This window comes from Candidatus Woesearchaeota archaeon B3_Woes (assembly GCA_005222965.1).
Taxonomy (GTDB): domain Archaea; phylum Nanobdellota; class Nanobdellia; order Woesearchaeales; family B3-WOES; genus B3-WOES.
In genome coordinates this window covers 658676-679159 of sequence record NJBG01000001.1, presented here as the reverse complement: position 1 = coordinate 679159, position 20484 = coordinate 658676, and the positions used below count along the sequence as shown (strand labels likewise).

General features: G+C 32.4%; 16 protein-coding genes. 10 read left to right on the top strand and 6 right to left on the bottom strand.

Features of this window, described 5'->3' with window-relative positions; all coding sequences use genetic code 11:
* Positions 1 to 108: 108 nt before the first annotated feature.
* From CEE44_03650 to CEE44_03635, 4 genes are read left to right on the top strand one after another with little or no spacing between them, the layout of a single operon-like run.
* Entirely contained in the window at positions 109 to 792 is a 684-nt protein-coding gene (locus CEE44_03650; protein TKJ17602.1) for a hypothetical protein, read from the top strand.
* A gap of 6 nt (positions 793 to 798) precedes the next feature.
* Positions 799 to 2160: a hypothetical protein gene (locus CEE44_03645; protein TKJ17601.1), complete on the top strand. Its 1362-nt coding sequence runs from the start codon at positions 799 to 801 to the stop codon at positions 2158 to 2160.
* Positions 2157 to 3380: a hypothetical protein gene (locus CEE44_03640; GenBank protein TKJ17600.1), complete on the top strand. Its 1224-nt coding sequence runs from the start codon at positions 2157 to 2159 to the stop codon at positions 3378 to 3380. Before CEE44_03645 ends, CEE44_03640 begins: the two co-directional genes overlap by 4 nt.
* Positions 3377 to 4597, top strand: a complete 1221-nt coding sequence (locus CEE44_03635) for a hypothetical protein (protein ID TKJ17599.1) — start codon at positions 3377 to 3379, stop codon at positions 4595 to 4597. Before CEE44_03640 ends, CEE44_03635 begins: the two co-directional genes overlap by 4 nt.
* A 14-nt stretch (positions 4598 to 4611) precedes the next feature.
* Here the strand turns inward: CEE44_03635 and CEE44_03630 are convergent, their stop codons facing one another.
* Positions 4612 to 5724: a hypothetical protein gene (locus CEE44_03630; protein ID TKJ17598.1), complete on the bottom strand. Its 1113-nt coding sequence runs from the start codon at positions 5722 to 5724 to the stop codon at positions 4612 to 4614.
* Between the two features lie 297 nt (positions 5725 to 6021).
* Here CEE44_03630 and CEE44_03625 point away from each other — a divergent pair, with 297 nt between their 5' ends.
* The gene (locus tag CEE44_03625) at positions 6022 to 6282 is read left to right on the top strand and encodes a hypothetical protein (protein ID TKJ17597.1); all 261 of its coding nucleotides are present in this window, start codon (positions 6022 to 6024) and stop codon (positions 6280 to 6282) included.
* Between the two features lie 4 nt (positions 6283 to 6286).
* Here CEE44_03625 and CEE44_03620 read toward each other — a convergent pair whose 3' ends face one another.
* Entirely contained in the window at positions 6287 to 6544 is a 258-nt protein-coding gene (locus tag CEE44_03620) for a 50S ribosomal protein L35ae (protein TKJ17596.1), read from the bottom strand.
* A gap of 134 nt (positions 6545 to 6678) precedes the next feature.
* Here CEE44_03620 and CEE44_03615 point away from each other — a divergent pair, with 134 nt between their 5' ends.
* Both CEE44_03615 and CEE44_03610 read left to right on the top strand, forming a co-directional pair.
* On the top strand, positions 6679 to 7287 hold the full coding sequence (locus CEE44_03615; GenBank protein ID TKJ17595.1) for a hypothetical protein: 609 nt from the start codon (positions 6679 to 6681) through the stop codon (positions 7285 to 7287).
* A 65-nt stretch (positions 7288 to 7352) separates the two neighbouring features.
* Positions 7353 to 8021, top strand: coding sequence for a hypothetical protein (locus CEE44_03610; protein ID TKJ17594.1), 669 nt, complete (start codon positions 7353 to 7355; stop codon positions 8019 to 8021).
* On the opposite strand, the gene CEE44_03605 is transcribed toward CEE44_03610, so the two are convergent.
* The 4 genes from CEE44_03605 to CEE44_03590 form a co-directional block, all read right to left on the bottom strand.
* A complete protein-coding gene (locus CEE44_03605; GenBank protein ID TKJ17593.1) occupies positions 8018 to 8812 on the bottom strand; it encodes a hypothetical protein in 795 nt (264 codons plus the stop codon). The genes CEE44_03610 and CEE44_03605 overlap by 4 nt on opposite strands.
* A gap of 139 nt (positions 8813 to 8951) precedes the next feature.
* The gene (locus CEE44_03600) at positions 8952 to 14726 is read right to left on the bottom strand and encodes a hypothetical protein (protein TKJ17592.1); all 5775 of its coding nucleotides are present in this window, start codon (positions 14724 to 14726) and stop codon (positions 8952 to 8954) included.
* Positions 14723 to 16675, bottom strand: coding sequence for a hypothetical protein (locus CEE44_03595; protein ID TKJ17591.1), 1953 nt, complete (start codon positions 16673 to 16675; stop codon positions 14723 to 14725). The genes CEE44_03600 and CEE44_03595 overlap by 4 nt, the downstream gene beginning before the upstream one ends.
* Positions 16672 to 16884 (bottom strand): hypothetical protein, encoded by a 213-nt coding sequence (locus CEE44_03590; protein TKJ17590.1) that lies wholly within the window; start codon positions 16882 to 16884, stop codon positions 16672 to 16674. Before CEE44_03590 ends, CEE44_03595 begins: the two co-directional genes overlap by 4 nt.
* 478 nt (positions 16885 to 17362) lie before the next feature.
* Between CEE44_03590 and CEE44_03585 the strand changes: the two genes are divergently transcribed.
* From CEE44_03585 to CEE44_03575, 3 genes are read left to right on the top strand one after another with little or no spacing between them, the layout of a single operon-like run.
* Entirely contained in the window at positions 17363 to 18151 is a 789-nt protein-coding gene (locus tag CEE44_03585; protein ID TKJ17589.1) for a hypothetical protein, read from the top strand.
* Position 18152: 1 nt separating this feature from the next.
* Positions 18153 to 18971: a hypothetical protein gene (locus CEE44_03580; protein ID TKJ17588.1), complete on the top strand. Its 819-nt coding sequence runs from the start codon at positions 18153 to 18155 to the stop codon at positions 18969 to 18971.
* Position 18972: 1 nt separating this feature from the next.
* A complete protein-coding gene (locus CEE44_03575) occupies positions 18973 to 20469 on the top strand; it encodes a hypothetical protein (protein TKJ17587.1) in 1497 nt (498 codons plus the stop codon).
* The last annotated feature ends 15 nt before the right edge of the window (positions 20470 to 20484 follow it).

Genomic DNA, 20484 nt, shown 5'->3' with positions numbered 1-20484 from the left:
TATGATAACTGTTCCTATGGGGATTACTTTGGCTAAGGGTTGGAAAAAAGGGGATTGTTTAGAATTTTCTATTAATAACAAAGGAGAGATTATTATCAAAAAATCAAAATGAAAGATATAATAATAAAACTTGATAATGTGTGGAAGATTTATGAGATGGGAGATGTCAAGGTAAATGCATTGCAGGGAATTAATTTAGATATAAAAAGAGGGGAGTTTGTTGCAATTGAAGGTCCTTCTGGTTCTGGCAAGTCAACTGCTATGAATATGGTTGGTTGTTTGGATATACCTACTAAAGGCCGTATATTTTTGGATGGAAAGGATATTTCTCATTTAAGTGAATCAAATTTGGCCGGGATAAGAGGCAAAAAGATTGGATTTATTTTTCAACAGTTTAATTTGCTGCCAACCCTTTCTGCTCTTGAAAATGTCATGCTGCCAATGATATTTCAGAATGTTGAAAGGAAGAAAAGAATTGAGAAAGCAGAAAAATTACTTAATATGATGGAATTAGGAGATAGAATTCATCATAAGCCAACAGAGTTGTCTGGAGGCCAACAACAGAGGGTTGCTATAGCAAGGTCATTATGCAATGATCCTGAAGTTATTCTTGCTGATGAGCCTACTGGGAATCTTGATACAAAAACCGGTTTGAGTGTTATTAATTTTTTAGCTGATTTAAATAAAGAGGGTAAAACAATAATTATGGTTACTCATGATCGTAATGTGGCTGGAAAAGCCCATAGAATTAAGTTTTTAAGAGATGGTAAGATTGTTAAAAGAAAAAGGTGATAAAAAATGGAAATAAAAAAAATTGGGATATTAATTGTAATTTTTGTTTTAATTAGCAGTTTTGTAGCTGGTGTTGAGATTGTGCCAAGAGGGGATTCTATAGAGATAAGACATACAGCAAATTGGGATATTAATGAAGTTGATAATTATTTGGTGAATCAGAATCCTGATCCTGCAGAGCCGGGGGGTTATGTGGAGTTGAGGTTTAAAGTAGAGAATATTGGAGCTGATTATGCTAATGATGTTATGTTTGAGTTAGTTCCTACATATCCTTTTACATTAGACAGAGGGATGTCTGCTATAAGGAAAGCAGGAGAGATGCATATGAGCCAGGTTGGGGAAGAAGCCTTTATGCTGTACTACAAATTAAGAGTTGATAAAGATGCTGTGGAAGGGGATAATCCTATAAAATTAAAGTATACTAATGATGGTGGTTTCACATGGGTGCAGGTTGAATTTGATGTAAGGATTCAGACCCATGATGCAGTACTAAATGTTGAATCTGTTGAATCAGATCCAGAAGAGGTTACGCCAGGGTCAACAATTACCTTAACTGTTAACTTAGAGAATATGGCAGATTCTTTGCTAAAAGATGTTAGAGTTAATTTAGGGATTTTAACAAAAACAACAACAACAACTTCAGTAATCACAGATGAGCTTCCATTTACTCCAATTGGTTCTACAAATGAGAAATTTATAGAGAACATTGGTGCACATGAATCAAAAGATATAAGTTTTAAGCTTATTGCAGATGCAGATGCAAGCTCAAAAGTATATAAATTGCCTTTGGTGATAGAATATTCTGATGGGTTAGGTACAAATTATACAAAAACTTATTATACAAGCCTTATTATAGGAGAACGGCCAGATTTGGTTACATCAATAGATAGTTCTGAGATAGTTTCAGCAGGTGAAGTTGGTGTTGTATCTTTAAAATTTACAAATAAGGGTTCGTCTGATATTAAGTTTTTGTATGTGGAGTTGATGCAGAGTGAAAAATATGATATTATTTCGCCAGCTGCTGTATATGTAGGGAATATTGATTCTGACGACTATGAAAGTGTAGATTTTAACCTTTATGTAAAAAGAACAAGAGATAGAATGGTTCAACTTCCTCTAAGATTAGATTACAGGGATGCTAATAATAAGGTCTTTAAGAAAGATGTAATCCTTAATATGAAACTATACTCTTCTTCAGAAGCTAAGAAATATGGTTTAAAAGAGAGTAATGGTTTTTTTGGTAAATTCATACTCTTCTTATTGATTGCTGGGGGAGTTTGGTATTATAGAAGGAAGAAGAAAGGCAAAAAAGATCCAAAGATTGTTTCTAGAATTAAAGAAATAGTCAAGGAAAAACTTAAACGATGATAAAAGATTTTTTTATTTTTTCTATTAATAATTTAAAAAAAAGAAAGCTGAGATCATGGTTGACTATGATCGGAATATTCATAGGAATAGCTTCATTAGTATCTTTGATTGGATTAGGGGAGGGATTAAGACACGCAATAAATTCTCAATTTGGGTTTTTAGGAACAGATCTCTTAAGTGTAACTGCTTCAGGAGGTTTTGGCCCACCTGGGACAGGAGTTGTAGATCCATTAACAGATAAGGAATTAAATGCAATAAAAGGCGTACAAGGAGTAGAAGGTGCTGCTGGAAGGATTATTGAATCAGGAAAATTGGTTTTCAATAATATGGTTGGTTTTGGGTTTGCTGCAAGCATGCCTGATGGAGAAGAAAGAAAAGTAATGGAACATCTAATGAATATGGAAGCTCAAAAAGGAAGGCTCCTAAAAGATGGTGACAAGGGTGTTGTTTTTTTAGGGGCAAATTTTATGGAAGAAGATAATGGATTTGAAAAACCAATATTACCTGGATCAAAAGTTGAATTGCTGGATATAGAATTTAAAGTAATTGGAATTTTAGAAAAAAAAGGAAATATTCAGCTGGATGGTGCTGTTTTTGTAAATGAAGATGATCTCAGGGAATTAGTTGATAGAGAAGGGGATGATTATGATATAATGGCGGTGAGGTTTGATGAGGGTGCTGATGTTACAAAAATACAAAATGATATTGAAAAAAAATTAAGAAAAATAAGAGATGTAAAAGAGGGTGAAGAAGATTTTTCTGTTGAAAGTCCTGCCTCTGTACTGGAAAATGTGAATAATGTATTGCTTGGAATACAGATATTCATCTATATTATTGCCGGCATCTCTCTGTTGGTAGGGGGTATTGGAATAATGAACACTATGTACACATCTGTTGTTGAAAGAACCAAAGAAATAGGCATAATGAAGTCAATTGGTGCAAGAAATTCAAGTGTATTTTTGTTGTTTTTTATTGAATCTGGTTTTTTAGGGTCAGTTGGGGGGGTAATTGGCGCTGTATTGGGTTTTTTATTAGCAACTGGTCTTGTGTTTGTAGGTAAATTATTTTTAGGATCCGGCCTTATATCTGCGCACATCACTCCTGAACTTATTATAGGATCTATCTTATTTTCGTTTATACTTGGTTCATTTTTTGGAACACTTCCAGCTATCCAAGCTTCAAAATTAAATCCAGTAGATGCTTTGAGACATATAAAATGATAGAAGACATTTTAAAATATTCAATATCAAACTTATGGCATAGAAAACTTAGAAGTTTTCTTACAATTTTATCTATTCTAATTGGTATTACAGCAATCTTTGCTTTGATTAGTTTTGGCCAGGGAATTAATAGTTATATGAATCAATTTGGGGAGGAGATGGGGACAGATAAAATATTTTTAATGCCTGGCGGAGGCATTACTAATGCCCCTGGAACAAGCAACATCTTATTTACAGAAGATGATATTGATTTTCTTAGAAAAATAAAAGGTGTTGATGAAATAACCGGAATGTTGATTACTTCAGGCAAAATAAAATTCAAAGATTTCAAAGAAAAATATCCTTTTGTTATTGGTTTATCTACTGAAAGCAGCGAAAAAAAATTAGTAGAAGAAATGTTTGGAGGAATAGAAATTACAGAGGGCAGAATTCTAAAAAAAGGGGATGTCTTAAAAGCTACTGCAGGTTATAGCAATAGTGTTCCGAACAAGATGTTTAAGAAACCTATTTCTGTAGGAGATAAGGTTGAAATAAATGATGTTAAAGTTGAGGTTGTTGGATTTTACGAGGAAATAGGAAGCCCGACAGATGATGCTCAGTTCTATATTTCACAAGAAGGGTTTACAGAAATATTTGAGATAGAGGATTATGAGTATGTTTACATAAGGGTCTCTCCTGATCAAAATCCTTCTTACGTAGCTGAAATAGTAAAGGAAAAGTTCAGAAAACACCGTGGTCAAAAGGAAGGGGAAGAAGATTTTACTGTACAGACGTTTGAAGATATGATGGAAATATTCACAAATATAATTGGTATACTAAATGGTGTTTTGGTTTTAATTGCTTTAATATCTGTAGTTGTTGCTGCTGTTAATATAGCAAATACAATGTATGCTTCAATTTTAGAAAGAACGCAGGAAATAGGTGTTATGAAATCAATTGGTGCTCGTAATAGATTTATATTATTAATATTTGTGATAGAATCCGGCTTGCTTGGATTAATTGGTGGTATTGTTGGTGTTTTCCTTGGTTATTTGATTGCTAAAGGTGGTGGGTTTATAGCAGCTTCATATGGTCTTTCAATGTTAAGACCGGCTTTTCCTTTGTGGCTTATTATTGGCTGTTTGTTATTTGCATTTTTAGTTGGAGCAGGCTCTGGTTTAATTCCATCTATACAGGCTTCGAAACTAAAACCTGTAGATGCTTTAAGATATGAGTAAAAAGAAAAAAAGAATTATTTTAGTTGGTCTAAAAATTCTAGTTCTTTAGCTCTTGCAACTTTTGATTTATCGTCTATATCTTTTACAGCTTTGTCTATTTCATCCCAAACATCATCTGTAATTTCTGTCTTTTCCTCAGAAGGAATTTTGGCTTTAATACCTCTTAATTTTTCAGCTATATCCCTGTGGGCTGCTGTTGCTTCTTGGATTTTAGTAAGTGCATCGTCTCTTATAGAAGAATCAAGACCTTTTACTTTACTATAACTCCAGGTTTCGAGGTTTTTTGTTCTTGTTTCTATTGTTTTGATTTTTTTAACTGCTGTTGCTAGTGCTCCTTTGTTTTTTGTAGAAACTGCTTTGTGTAGATTGCCAATTAGTCCTGTTATTTGATTAAATTCTGGACCCCCCCTTCTTCTCCACCATGATGCGACTTTTCTTCCGGTTTCTTTAGTGCCTTCTGGTAATTCTGATGTTTTTCCTTCTACTGCAGATCCAGCAGAAAACATACGGATAAAAAAGTAAAATGTCATAATAGCAAAAATCCATGTAGCAAAGGATGCTATAGAACCAATAACACCCCAAACACCTTCAGCTCCACCGGATATTATTGCTCCATCAGAAATTTTGTATACTAAACCCCATAAAAGCATAGAGATAAAAAATCTAATTCCAAAATGGGCTTTTGTTGGTTGTGTAAATACTCCTAATATTAAATATGCTCCAAAACCAATAGGAACTGCCAATAATACAAATAAGATAAATCCCCCATAAGTTTGAGCTGCTATTTTAAGTAAGTCCCCTGGTATTGCAATAACAGATATTATTGATATGACAATAGAAATAACTATTCTTGGATTTTTTGCCATGTTTCCAATAGGAGGAAGTTGAGAAGCGCCATATAGTGCTGCAAATATTAATATTGCAAATAGCAATCTCATCATTATAATGTCATCGGCTAAACTTGTAGTTCCATCGCTTGCCCCAAATAAACCTTGAATTAAATCACTATTTTTTATGGTTAAAAAAAGATCTCCATCTTGACCTAATGATTCATTTGGATCACAAGCAGTGATAGAGAATAAAGATAATAAGCAAAGAATTACAATGAATAGTCCCTTTTTTTTCATCTAAAGCACCTTATGTTCAATTATCTTTAATAATATTATGTTTATTATATAAATATTTCTATTATGGTGAAGTGAAAACAAATTTCCGAAATATTTATATAGAAAAGAGTTAATTTAAGTATTAATAAAAAAAACAGGTGATACTAATGAAACTTTTTAAAAATAAAAGAGCACAACTAGGTTTTATTGAACTTAAGTTTTTCTTTATAGGGTTTGTATTGGGTATTATAATTGCATTGGTTTTAGTGTATTTAGGAACAAAAGGCATTATACCTTTTAAGATTCCGGTTTGTTAAAATGGGAATTTTTGGATGGTTATTTCGGAGAAAGAAAAAAGAATTAGCTCCTCAGCAACCTATTAAAAAAAGTGTTGTTTCTAAAGGTGGTCCTTTAACTAAAAATCTTTCTGCTAATTTGGGTGTGATTTCCAATCACTTAAGTAATTTAGGTGAAAAAGCTAGAGAAGTTAGTAAACAAGAAGGCGTTAGAAATGTCAGAGGAAACTTGTACAAGGCTAAAAGAAGTGTTCAGATAGCTATTCGTAAACTAAATAAATAGAATTCTACTTTATTTCTACTTTAGTAGCTAGGCTTTGTCCTGGCATTCCTCTTTCAAATATTACTCTGATATTTCCTTTGTTGCCGTGGGGGCTTGCTACTTTTCCTTTGATTTCCTTGTCAGCAGGACTTTTCCATATGACTTCTTTTCCAACTAAAGGCTCTGCTTTTTCTCTTGAAGAAACGCCTTCTACATTAATAATCATGTGATTGTTTTTTTGTACATGTCTGCTTAGTCTGAAATTAACAATTGTTCCTTTCATGATATGAGTGGAAATTTGGGGTATTTAAAAAGCTATCGTTTCAAGAGGTTATTTGGGTATATTCTTAGAAACCGAAAGGTTTATATATTATTTATTACTATATAATAGTAACATAGTTTATAGTAGGTAATATTATGCCAGTTGAAGAATATTTAGAATTAAGGGAAAGTGCAAAAATAAAGGTAGATACGCAAGAGTTAGCTGTAAGAGAAGCTTTTATTGCTGCTGCAAATTCAATTAGAGGGACAGATGGTTCTGTTGATTATTCTATATTAGAAGAAGAGGTTAATAGAGATGCTTTTGAAGATGCTTTTGGTAAATCGATAAATACTGCAATCAATAGAGATTATGGTGCTACAACAACTGATGTGATAAAACAGGATCAACTTTGGAAAATGTATTGTGGATTTGATGCAGCAAGTTTCTATAATTTTGTGAAGCAGACAGGAAGCGATTTGGAATTAAAAATTTTTGAAAAGGTAGTTGATGAGCAATTTAAACCTATTAAACAAAGTTTAATGAATAGTGCAATAATGAATGGTTTAACTGAATATGATGGACAGAATATTGTGAATTATTTAAAAGAAGATCCAGTAAATCTTCCTGCTATTGAACTTATTGATGTGAACATGCTAACAAATGTTTTAGATATGTCTAAATTATTAGAGGAATATTTAGGAGATAAAGGAGTAGTAACTCCTCAATTCGTTGAAAATCAACCTTATGCTAAATTAGCTAAGTAAATTTTCTTTTTTAAAAACAAAACATTTATATTGAATAGTAGTTTTTCCTCTTGTAAGTGATATAAATGCCTAAAGATGATAATACTCCTAAATCTGTTAAAAAGTATGAAGCTTTAAAGAAAAAAGCAAAAGAAATTCTTGATACAACTACCTTATCTCATACTGAGGCTTATACTATTGCTGCAGATGCTGTATTAAGAGATGAAAAAGGGATTGTACATTATGATCGTTTAGAAAAAGGTGATATACAAAAGAAGTTTGTTGATCAGATGGTTGGTCATTATATCCAGAGAGCTAATGAATATTTTGGTATGAATATTAATCCTGAAGATAGAATGCAAGTTGATCAATTATTAAAGGCTTATTCTGGTGTTACTAAAACACAACTTGAAAAAAATTTACAAACATATGGTAAGAATTATACAGTTAAGAGTCACGAGGGTATGAGAGATGAATTGGTAAAAGAGGTTGCAAAACAGCTTAATACATCAGCAGGAGCACATTTAAAAGATGAAGATGCTGCAGATTTTGTTAAGCATATGGATATTGAAGATATTGTTGATGCTAGTAAGATGAGAGTAGAAGATATATTATATTTACATGGTGCTTATAAATCAGGAGGAGATGCATTAACACATAAAAGCATAAAGAATTTTTACCAAGCACAAGGATTACCTGAACCAGTACATTTGAAGAAAAAAGAAGCAAAGAAGAAGTATAAGAAAGCTGATTAATTTTTTTCTATTGTTTTTATAAGATATATTCTATAAAAAGTTATCAAAGGCATTAGAATGATTATTCCTGCTATTATTGTTGATGCAAAACTTAGTGAGAATAACTGAACTATAAACTTAGCTATCCAAAATGAGACAACTATTATTAAATACGCTATTATTATTTTGAAATCTTTAATCCCTATTTTGAATATATTTTTTAGGAACTCCTTTAATTTGTATTTATAGGAGATTGAGTAGCCTATGAATAAGAAATACAATAGGATTATTGATATTATAATTCCAATTGCGTTTACTAAAGATTGACTAACAATTGGAGTTGATGTTAATAGGTTTTTTAGAGTTATTTCAAAAAAGAATTTTGCAAGAATAGCTATTAATATTATCCATATTATATTTAGTGTTAGGAAATTTAGAGAATATTTTTTTATGTTTACTTTCTTTTTAACACATTTAGTTGCCAAAAACCAATTTATTCCCTGGAAGATTGTCCATAGGATAAAAACAACTAAAACGATCTGCAGTAAAATTAAGACTATATGAGTTAGAGCTGATGCTAGTTGAGTTTGTTGTGCAATCATAGCAGAAGTATCTGCTGCTGGTGTTGATTGGATTGTTGCAAGGTTTTGCAGGTATGGAATTGCTTTTGTCGTGAAGATGCTTCCAATAAATCCTACTAAAAATAAGAATATTAAATCTAGTAGGATTGGAATGGCCAAGTAAAAAGGAGATTTTGTAAGTAGTTCAAATGATTGTTTTAGGTTGTTTGTTTGGAGTTTTGTTTGGTTCATTTTTTTAAGATAGCCAATTTACAATTGTTTCATCCCATCATTACCAAAAGCAAAGAATATATAATTTCCTCTTACAATCATTTTTGGAGGGAATGAAATTTCTTGTTTAACCCATAATATCATTCTTCTTAACTATGTTTTATTCGTCTTGTGCTCCTATTTTTGTGTTATTGATTTTAAAGCTGCCTTCTTCTATTTGTTTTACACCATCACATTTAGCAACTGTTTTTGATTTTGCTCTTTCGTTTTCTGTTTGAGGTCTGTAGATTGTTAAAGTATAATATAGTTCTTTTAATGTTGCTGTTGATGTAGTGCTTGTTGAAATTCTTCTATCAACATGGATAGGATTATTACACTTGATGTTAGCTAAATTTTTAACCTCAAGATAAAAACTTTCACAATTTTGTTTGCCTTCTTGACTAAATATACAATCATATGATACGGGTGGGTTGCTTTGAGCAAAAGAACCTTCATAAGTTCCTTCTTCAATTGTAAATATATATTGTCCATTATCCTCTCTACATGATATTCTCCCATCAGTATCACAATCTAATACATCAATGCCAATACTTTGGACGTCTTTAGGCTCGATAAAACAATTATAAGAACTTTCTCCACTAAACCAACTATCTTTTATTTCAATTTGTCTAAAAGTGTAGGTTTTTGATGTTGTATCATCAATTATTTGTTCAGCAGTAAATATGACATTATCTCCATCTTTTATTTCTAAGACTGCAAAGAAGTTTCTTGAATCTTCTCTTCCTGATTTGCTTTCTTTCTTTGCTTCAAATGAAAACTTAAGTTCTTTATCTGCATCATACTGTAGTTCTTCTCCTTCTTTAATTATTCTACTATTTACCTTTAAGTCCGGACTATCTTTAATACAGGCTGTTGTTGGTTCTTCAAATACACTACATCTGTATGTTCCAGTTAGGATATCGAATGAACAGTGTGCAAATGGTTCTCCACCAATCTGGCTTAATTCTCTTTCGACTGTTTCTTGTTGAATTTGTCCTTTATTATTTAAATAATCGTATGTAACTCTTGCTTTGTCATACCTTACTTTTGAATCATACATATCATAACTTACTGAAACATATGCTTCTTCATTAAGGATTTCTGATTGATCTAGTCTTCCGTTTCCGCCGAAAGCGTTTGTAACATCTTTTGTGATTTCTTCACCACTATATGCACAATCACATCTTCCATTTTCAAAATATCTTGAGTCACATGAGTTGTCTGTTGAGCATACTAAATCAACTTCATATCTCATATCATCTGATCCTGAAACTATCATTAATCCGAGATGATAGACATGATTTGTGATGCCATCTATTGGGTTGTAACCAACAAATCTTCTGTTAGCTGGCATAAGCGCTACTGTGCTTTTGACAGGCATTTCAATTGCCTGTTCTGCCATTGACATAATGTCAATGTCTGTGTCTGCTCCAAAGAAACCCATACATGCTGAATGTAGGATTTTTTTGTCAACAAACATAACATTAAACAGATTAGTATCTCCATAACGGTTTTGGATGGTTTGTTGAACTTCTGCACCACTTCCTACAATGCCTTTGAAGAATCCTAGGTTGCCGCTTCCTCTCTCTGTTCCAAATCCAGAGTATCCTTTAAAGCATGAAAATAAACCATAGACAAAGTCGCAAACATAATAACTTAGTGTGGCTTGACAGACCCCACTAGAACCATCTCCTGTAATTAGTATTGTCTGGAAACAATTGTTTATTAATCCGAGTATTTTCTTGTACATCTTTAGATAAGAATATGTTCCAGATAAGCATACACTTTGTACACTTCTGAAAATACTATCTGGTGGATTAATTATATATTCATCTGAAAATCCTGAGCAAGCTTCTCTAACTATTTGTTCTGGTACGAAAATCTTTTTAGACTTAGTAGATGTTCTTGGTGTTTTAATAGGAATCCTATCTTCTTCTTTTATTGTTGATGGTTCAATATAATTAAAAGTATCTTCTTTGTACCAATGCTTTTGTCCACTTGAATCTTGAATTTTTTGAACTTTTATTTCTTCACCATTACTTGTAATAGTTTTTGAAGTTCCACTTATTTTATAGTTTTGTGGTAAATTTTCTTTTTCAAACCCTTCTAATGTTTGGACAGGTACGAAAGATGTTAATGATTCTAATGAAACTTCTGTTTCAAAAGATGGCCAATAAGCTTGTTTGTATTTATAACTTTCATCAACATTATATTTATTACATCTTTCAAACCTTATGATGCTATTTGTGTTTTGAACATCAGTTAAACTTATTCCTTTAGTTAAAGATAGGTTATCACTTAAAACACGACTATCTGTCAAAGAGACTCTACGTTCCTGTTTAGGTATTCCTTCCCAAACAAGTGTTTTAAAGTCTGTTTGTTGATCTACATCTTTCTTAGAATCGTATTTTGGATTGGGTTCAAGGATATACCATCCATCATTACCAAAATTTATCTGTCTTTGTTCGTTTTCGCCTGGTTTGCAAAGTTTAAAATCAGATATACCCCTCCATGCTTCACTGAATGATGTGTCTTTTGTTGAATTTACAAGTCTTTCAGATTCTTTTAATTCATTCATCATTATAGCACCAGCATCCCATTCCTGCATATATTCATTGTCACAACATAATGAGTCTGATTGAATTGGTTTTCCATCTTTACCAACTAACCCTTTTGGTGCGTTTTTACATCTTTTATCTTCTCCAGGTAGATCCTTTTTATAATCTGCTTGTGGAACACCTTCGCAATTTGAGTTAGGATTATCCTTATTTTGTTTTATATAAGTTTCATAGCTTGGAACTGCTGGGCATAATACTCTATCACATGTCCAGTGCATATATTGTTCAAATGTTTTAGTACTTATTTTTGAAGTTAAACATGTATTACATTTTCCTTCTCCTCCTTTATCTACATCATCAGTGCAAGTTAATCCACCTTCTTTAATAGTACATTGACAGTCTTTAACATTAACATCTCCTAAACAAGCAAATCCTTCTGAGGCCTTTTTAACATAGAACCCTGCCCACATACCAAAACAACCTAAAGTGGTTAGTTTAAGTGCTGTTTCAACTGGACCTAAAACAGCATCAATACCTTCGATTGTTGCATTAAGGAAATCAACTGAACTTTCTAAAAAAGCATTTGGAATCATATCAGGAGGAATTCTTGGCTGTATTAAGACTTCTACATCCATACATTCTTTTTGTGTGTGTGTTTCTTGTCTTTCTCTAAATTCATCTCTAATTCTTACTTTTCTTTTTTGTTCATAATCTATCATAAAAGTCAGAGGGATTCTTACACAACCTGCTTTTTCTAAGTAACTTGTATCAGTAAAAGGAACATTGAAGCATTGTCCTTGATTATGCTGAGATAAATTTTTCTCTTTTTCATATGTTGTCATTTCATCGCTAGGATCTGGGTCTTGTGCTTTAAGATCAATTAAAACATATCCTTTATCAAATTCATCAGACCATGCATCATCATATATCTGCGAAACCCAGTCGTCAAATGTTTTTTCAAGATCTGCACTCATATCCATAGGATATCCTTCTCTTATGTCAATATCTGCTATTGCTGGTTTTGGTCCTGAACCTCTCCATATCAAGTCAACACTAAAGCTTATTTGAGCCATTCCTTCTAAAAGATGTCTTGGTGTTATTTCAGCTGGCATGACATCATCTACAATTATTCCCCAATCTCCTCCACCACCGCATAAAGAGTATAATATTTCATCTCCTTGTCCTGGATCATTTCTTAATCCAACTTTATCTGTTGCAACTATCTTTATGTTGTTTCTCCATGCTGTGCCTGTTCTTATCAGCATTGATCGTGTCTGATATGTTGGAGATTCTATGTCATAAGCATAATCAGGATCTCTTCTTAATTCTATATCGATAGAAAAAGTTCCATTTTCTGTGCTTGCACAGTATTTAGATTCTCCAAAAATATCCTCAGCACTTTCATCTACCTCTTCTTCCCTATATGTTTTAACATCAATTTCGCTATTAACATAAATACAGACATATGTTTCTTCACTTACTGTTCCTGTTATTGTAATATCTCTTACATAACTTGGAGTTATGCTGTCAATATTTGTATCAAGAATTTCAGGTGGTTCTGAATCGTGGTAGATTCTATGAATCTTTTGAATAGAATTTCCTGCTCTATCGATTGCTTCAATAACTATTTCATTTATACCCTGCCTTAATGTTATTTCTTCTCTAAAACCAGGATATTGTTGCTGAAGAGAGTATGCTGGTGATTGCTCTCCTGTCATACATTCTATGTTTTCTGGTTCAACATCTTCATCGTATACAAGACCACCTTCTATTGTTTTTTGGTTTATGTATACTTTTTGTCCAATATTACAGCTTGTATCAACAGCAACAATTGAATATGAATATGTTTTACCAGAACTAACCAAGTAATCATCCAGATAAGGGGATGTGACTGTTGTTCCGATTGGTATATCATCTCTGTAGATAATATATTCATTAAAGTCTTCATCTTCTACATCTGTCCATGCTAGTAAAATGCTGTTTTCTTTTGCTTCGTCAACATGGAGGTTTGATATTTTTCCAGGAGGTGTTGTGTCTTTTGCTTGTGATAATGAGATGTAGATATCAATATCGACTAATTCGCTTGAAGAGCCTTCTATGATTAGAGTTGGGTTTGATGTTTGAATTGGTAGATCTGGTATATCTAATATAGGTGGTGCTAGGTCTACATATATATTGTATGTTTGTTCTTTTGTATTGCCAATAGAATCTTCAATAATAACTTTTAATGTATTGTTTCCAGATGAAAAACCAGGTACATCAAACTGAATTTCGCCATCCTGGTTTCTTACCATTCCTATTAAACCTTTGTAGATGTTATTTGCAAAGAATCTTACTTTTGTATGAGGTGTTACTGTTCCAGAAACAGGAATGACTGCTTTGTTAGATATAGTAGGAACATTTAATTCTATGTTTAATTCTATAATTTCAGTTGGGGTAAAAGCATCATTATCTGATTTTTCAGCACAGTTTCCATCTAAATCACATGCAATTATTTTGTATTGGTATGTTGTGTCGTTTTGCAGGTTAGTTAGTGTTACTGAATGTGTTTGAGTGTGATCTTGGGATGATTTTATTTGATCAAAGCTTGCAATTCCATAAACTATTGTTGAGTTTGCATCTTCATTTGTTATAAATTCTATTGTGACTGAATCTAGTGAAATTGAGGATATTGATACGTTTTGTATTGTGGGCGGTGTTGTGTCTGGAGTTAGTGTTGTTCCGTATAATTTATCTGATAATTCTCCTTCAACAAAATCTTTATTTATAGCACTAACTTCATACATATATCTTGTTGAACCATCTAATCCTGTATCTAAATATGTTACTTGTGTTTTAGATGATATATTTGTTACAAATTCTCCATTTCTATATATCAAGTAGCTTTGGAAATATGGAGATAGTGATTGCTGCCATGTTATTTCTATGCTTCTTGGTGTTATATCTTTGCTTGTTATATCTTGTATTTTTTCTGGTGCTGGTGCTGGTTGTGTTTTGATTTTAGTGACTGTAGAAGCGTCACAACCATCTCCTGTACAGGATTCAATTCTATAATAATAATCTTGATTTGTTCGTAAAGGAGATATTATTATTGAATGGTTTGTTGTTGTCTGTTGGCTTTGTTTTGTTAATTCAATATAGCTGTCTCTTCCATAATCAACTATTGAGTTAGAAAGAACATCTGTCTGCCATGTTACATTTAATGAATTGTGTGTTGTTGAGGCTTGGATATTGCTTAAGACTGGTTTATCTGCGTAAACATCTGCAACATAAAATGGCAAGAACAGTATTAGTTCTATACAAAACAATGCTGCTAGTTGTGATACCTCTTTTTTCATTCTAGTTCTGGTTTTAGTGTTTGTTTATATGTGTTATCTTCTTCTAAAAACTTTATCATTTCTGATTCTTGTTCTTTGTTTAGCGGCTTAGGTAAGTAGTTTATGACATGGAAAACAATTCTTTTGTTATCTGCTATGTCTCTATAATCTAGACTCCAGTTTCCTTTATATCCACCAATAAATATTCTATCTTCTTCATCAAACAGCATTATGTCTACTTTGTATTTGCTGTTTTGCTCTATTAGATCTATTGTTGATGGGTTGTTTTCTAGTGGATATTTTCTGTAGAAAACTAGGTCTGGATCATCATAACTTTGAAGTTCAATGATTGTTGAGTATGGTTTTTCTATTATTTCATCATCTCCTATGTTTCCATAATTATAATCGTTTTTTACAACTTCAAATCTGAATGTTTTTAGTTTTCTTAGATCTACATCAATATCTGTAGAATCTAAAACTTGTTGTTGATCTTCTAAGTAACCTGGTTTTTCTGCTTTAATAAAACCATTTGCACAAGAGCTTGGTAGTTGTGTTCTTAGTCTATATGCTCCTTGGTCTGCTTTTGTTGTTCCAAGATTGCATGTAAATCTAAAGCAGTTGTAGCTTATGTTGACATCTTTTAATTCCATATTACTTATCCCATACTCATCTAATCCTAATGCTCTAATATCATAAGTTGGTCCTGTTAGGTCTTCACACTCTCCAATAAAGTCTCCTCCTGCCATAACATATAATGGATTTATGAAGCCTGCTTTGTCTGGCTCATTATGATTTATCATAACAGGGAAAGCGAATCTAAAGACATAACCTTGGTTATTGAATGATTTATCATCTCTTACCATAACTTCAATTGGATATGTTACATCGTATGTAAAATGGTGTGTGTTTATGCATAAGAAACTTAAAAATTGTTCAGATGCGCTTTGTTTTGTTGACCTCATAATGCCTCCTTCGCTTGGTCTGACTGTCATGTCCATTCCCCAAGTTGGACTGTATAAGAATCCTGCTCTTAGATCTGTTGGTCTTGTTCTTACATCAAGTAAGTAGTGTGAATAATCATAAGCATCTTCTGGTGCTTTTTGTCTTGGTCTTCCTCCTTGATAGATGTCTTCCATTGTGTATTTTTGTAAATTTTCATAGACTTCTTCATCTTCTAAGAATCCTGTATAATCTGTATTTCTTATTCTTACCTTAGGTACATTATAATATATCATATCCTGTAATTCATTTCTTACATCCCTTACTCTCCATTTATTGGCTTTGCATGTGAATTCCAAGCCGTTTAGTGGAATATCTTTGTTCATAGCAATCCAATCAATTGTCATGTCTTCAAAATATGTCTGAGAGTTCTCAGCTTCCAGTATTTGCTTTGCTAATTCGTATGTTTTTTTGAGTCTTACATTAACTATTGTGTGGAATTGTGAAATTCTTGTTTGTTCGTCTGTTGCTTTATTTTTTACAATTATATTGTAGACCATCTTTATGTCTAGATTCTTTTCTGCTATTATTGTTTCAACTTCAATTTCATCTTCTTCTTCTAAATTGTAATCTCTTTCAAAGACTTCTAGGTTTACGCATTTTTTTATATTGTCTTTAATATAATCTGAAAGTTGGTTTTGCATTACATCGATAGAAGGAATAAAGCTTATTCCATTGTAGGACCAATAGGGTATTTTGATGAAGCTCCCTGGTGTTAGTTCTACATATGCTCTGTTTAGAGTTACTTGGTTTGGTAGAGTTATGTATCCTCCCTGCATTCCTGCTTTTATTGCTGCTTCTTTTCCTGTGTCTTTTAGACAGGCTTCAATGTAGGTTTTTATTGGTACAACATCTTCTGGAAGGATTTCCGGCTCTACTACTATGAAATTTCTATAGTATATGAATAGAGAAGATGATAATAGGATTAATGCTCCTATTATGATAAATGGTGTTATTTGAGCTTTTTTCATTTTGATTGCCATACATTAATATTAGTTACTTTGAATCCGTTGATTTTATTCTCTAATTGTAATTTTAAACAGTGTGTTTGGACAGAATACCATGCTCTGTTTATTTTAATTGATAAATTCCTTGTTGAGATTGGGTTTTTTGAGGAGTTTAGAGCGTTAAGAATATCCTGATCTATTGATTTACCTAGTTTCTGTTTTCTGGTAACCATATAACTATACTAGTTCCTTTTTTTGTTGTATATAAAAGTTTATAACTACCGTCTAATAGTATAATGGTTGGTATTTAGGTTTGTATTACTCTTTGTATTAATGTTGGTATTATACTTTGTATTAAGGTTGATATAAAGGTTTGTATTTAGAAAAATCATAACAATAGATTTATAAATAAATATTAATAAAGGTTCTTTATGCCACCGTGGCACAATCTGGTACTGCGCCGATTCTAGCTCGTATGGGTTAGAAGCGTAAGCCTTGAGTGTTAATCCACATAGGATATCAGGTTAGCCGGTTTCCGCAAGGATATCCTGGTTCGAATAAGCGAAGAAAATTTCAATGCTTTGCATCGAAAGTCCGGGCGGTGGCGTATTATTCTATAATAGTTTAATATACAGTTATATTACATAAAATAGAAGGTTTTATAAATAAATAACCACTATAAAGTGACATTAAAATCGCTTAATTATTAAAATGATAGAAAGAACCACTAATAAACCTAATATTGTAAAAGATCCAAAAGGACGATACGTCTTAGTGGGATCTATTGATCATGGATTTCAAATCCCGCAAGATTCTGTGCTTGAATTAATTACCTCTTTAGAAAATACATCTGCTTTGATGATGGAAACTCCAGAAGAATTTCAAGCACAATTTCATCCTATGTCAACCGAATTATTAGTTAAAGCTTCTGTTGGGCAAGTACTGATTGAATATTTGTCAGGGAATAGAGTAGATGAAGATATTGGGGAGATTGTTTTAAAGTATGTTCCTGAGCATATTGCTGAACTATTTGTTCCTTGTGTCCATGTTAGAAATTGCTATCAAGAAGGAATAGATATATCTTTTGAATCTACTCTTGCTTTTGCTGGGGTTTATAGAGGAAGATTTAGTTTTTTAGATGTCGAGAGAACCTTGAAAAATTATATGAGATTACTTCAATATTGGGAAGAAAATGAATTAGACCAAAGAGACTTAGATCACTTTAGTTATGATTTTGAAAAATTTTTAGGAGATGTAAGAGAGTTTGAATTGTGGGGTCCTGACATAAGACATTTTAGAAACAAACATGATGGAAAAATTGTTGTGTGTGTTGGAGATTATCATGTTCCTTTTGTTAAATCTGTGTTAGATGAAAGAGAAGTCTCTGCTCCAAATTGGAGAACACATCTAGAAACTAAAAGAGAAGATAAATTAACTCCACAGGATATAGGGTTTTTACAGGAAATATATAGTCATATTGAAAAAGCACTTAATTGTTAAAATGGATGAGAATAATTTATTGTTAACTTTGTATTTTATAAGACATCAAGAGTCTGTTCAAAATAGACAGGGCTTTGGTGAAAGAGATACTGGATTGACTAAAGAAGGTAGAGTAGCTGTTAGTGATCTTTCTCAATTAGTAAAGAGTATTGAAAATCTTAATTGTATTTTAACTGGTACGTTAAAAAGACATAATCAGACTTTAGAAAGAATTAAGGAAGAAGTTGGATATAATGGAATTATTATTCCAGATGATAGCCTTAATGCTGTCTTATCTGGACAGATGTCTGAACAACCACCTATAGAAACTGAACAGACATACCAATTAAGTAGATTTCAACCAAGATGGGATGGTCTTTATTATGTGGAATTGCCAGATGGAAGAGAAATTAGTTTTGATCCTGTGAAAATGGGAATTTATCCTTTTGACCCTTTATATAGTGGAGCTTATTCTGACAGGGATTTACGACAAGCAGTGTTTCCTGGAGATCAAACACTTGCTTCTTTTGATGAAATAGAAAGGCAAGTATGTAATTTTCAAGGGAGTGTTATTGAAAAAGCAGACAAGGCTTCTAAACCTTTAAATATTGTAGTTGTTTCTTCATGTTCATCAAGTGGATTCAATTTGGAATATTCGGCTTTTGGAACAATTGGTTGCAATATGTCTAAAAATTTTGGGAGTGAACAAAGACATATATTCCCACAAGACCATGATGAAGTTATGGTTTTAGGTTATACTAAGGAAGATCTGCGTGATGGCAGAGAAAGTTTACGTCCAATTGAAGGGAATGTTAAGATCAAAAATTATCTGAAAAAATAGGATGAAAAAATATGTAACTGTGGGTATCAGAAACCAGACTTTTTTAGAAGGTTATGGAATAGTAGATTCATACAGAACTAAAATTCCTAGGACAGATGTTATGATCAAAAAAGCATTATTGGTTGCAGATGGTCCTCCAGCAAGAACTTGCTATCATATTGATGACAGAAAAGAAGTTAGAAATTTGACTGAAAAAGAGTTGCTGGAAGGGAAATATACTGCAGACTTTTTTGCTAACTTAGATAAATTCTATAAAGATGCTCTGGAGGAGATTAAAGAGTTTGGAGGAATCGACTTTTCAAAATCAACAAATGAGGAACTTATAGGGTTCTTTAATAAATACTATTATCTTTACCTTGCTACAATTCATCCAATGGTGTGGGCGATTTATGTTTCTGACTTGCAGGATTTATTTGAGAAAGAGTTATTAAAAATTCTTAATGACGGTGAAAAGACTCAAGGTAAAATCATTGAATTTACTGCACTTCTGTTAACTCCAACAAGACTAACAACTGTTCAGAAGGAAGAACAGTTACTTTTTGAAATCCAAAACGAGTTTGAGAATATTGTTAGTGAGAAGAAATTGGAGGTTTTTAATGAATTTTGTGAAAAAGAAGAGATTAAGGAAAAATTAAATCAATTAGTAAAACTTTATGGATCATTTCATCAGGAATATATTAGAACTGCCTGGGAGATAGAAGATTATAAAAAACATCTCTGGAAGAGAATTGAGGAATTTAAAGCAGGGAATGTTGATTGGAAGGATTTAAAGTCTCCTAATGAAAGACTTGAGCTAACCAAAAAGTTTCAGGCTGAATTCTTTGCAACACACACTTGTTCAGATTTCTTTAAAAATCTTGTTTTTGCAATGCAGGAATTTTTGATTATTCTAGATTACACCAAGGCTGATTTAGTTGAAGGGATTTATGTTTCCAGACCATTGCTGAGTGAGATTGGTAAGCGTACAGATTCTGGAGACTGGATTGATGTACGTTACAATACTCCTGACGAAATCAGAAAGATGCTGCGAGATGGGACAAAAGCTAATCAGCAGGACATTGCTGAGAGAAAAGCACATAGAACTATCCTTTTAGAGAACATGGAGATAACTATTTATCAGGGAGATAAAGCTGTAGAGATGGGTAATAAGTTAATGTGGAAAGAATCTGTTGATAATTATCAAGAAGTTAAGGGAGTTGTTGCTTACCCTGGAAAAGTTAAGGGCATTGTTAAAGTTATTACTTCAGTTAATGAAGCTAAGAAAATTGAACAAGGAAACATTATGGTTACTAGAGATACAACAACTGAATTGACTTCAGTAATTAAAAAATCGGCTGCTATTGTTGCTGACCAAGGATCTTTACTTTCACATACTTCTATTGTGGCCAGAGAATTCAAGATTCCTTGTCTTATTTTAACCCAGGTTGGAACAAAAGTTTTCAAAGACGGAGATTATGTTGAAGTTGATGCTGATAAAGGTATTGTAAGAAAACTGTGAATTCTAATTTTAAAA